This is a genomic window from Burkholderia paludis, from assembly GCF_000732615.1.
Lineage (GTDB): Bacteria > Pseudomonadota > Gammaproteobacteria > Burkholderiales > Burkholderiaceae > Burkholderia > Burkholderia paludis.
This window is the reverse complement of the sequence record NZ_JPGL01000168.1, coordinates 1-562: the sequence shown is the minus strand read 5'-3', so window position 1 is coordinate 562 and position 562 is coordinate 1. Positions and strand designations below refer to the sequence as shown.

At 67.4% G+C, this 562-nt stretch carries 2 protein-coding genes; both read left to right on the top strand.

The window, feature by feature from the left end; all coding sequences use genetic code 11:
• The coding region (locus tag GQ56_RS0139025) for an acyl-CoA dehydrogenase C-terminal domain-containing protein (RefSeq protein WP_031403774.1) at positions 1-350 on the top strand (350 nt) is incomplete at its 5' end.
• Between the two features lie 36 nt (positions 351-386).
• On the top strand, positions 387-562 hold a 176-nt coding region (locus tag GQ56_RS45460), incomplete at its 3' end, for an FAD-dependent oxidoreductase (protein ID WP_152602021.1).

The following is a 562-nucleotide window of genomic DNA, read 5'->3' as shown; positions in this document are numbered from 1 at the left end:
GTGCGGCGGCCGCATCGGTGAAGGCGCAGCTGGAGAAGGGCGCGCGCGCGCTGTCGTCGGTGGTCGATTACGTGGTGGCGAACGCAAAGCAGGACCCGAACGCGGTGTTCGCGGGCAGCGTGCCGTACCTGAAGCTGGCGGGCGTGGTGTTGTGCGGGTGGCAGATGGGCCGCGCGCTGGTGGCGGCGCAGGCGCAGCGCGCAAGCGACCCGGCGTTCTTCGACGCGAAGATTGCGATCGCGCAATGCTATGCGGAACACGTGCTGGTGCAGGCAGGCGCACTCGAAGCGTCGATCGTCGGCACGAAAGGCAACGAGAGCGTGCTCGCGTTGACGGAAGATCAGTTCTGACCGGCTGACGGTCGGGACGCAGGAGGAGACAGGATTTTGACCACACAGGACTTGCTCGCGCAATACGGCCCGCGCGAATCGATGGAATACGACGTCGTGATCGTCGGCGGCGGCCCCGCCGGGCTGTCGGCGGCGATCCGGCTCAAGCAGCTGGCCGCCGAGAAAGGCGCCGAGATCGGCGTGTGCGTGCTCGAGAAGGGTTCCGAGATCGG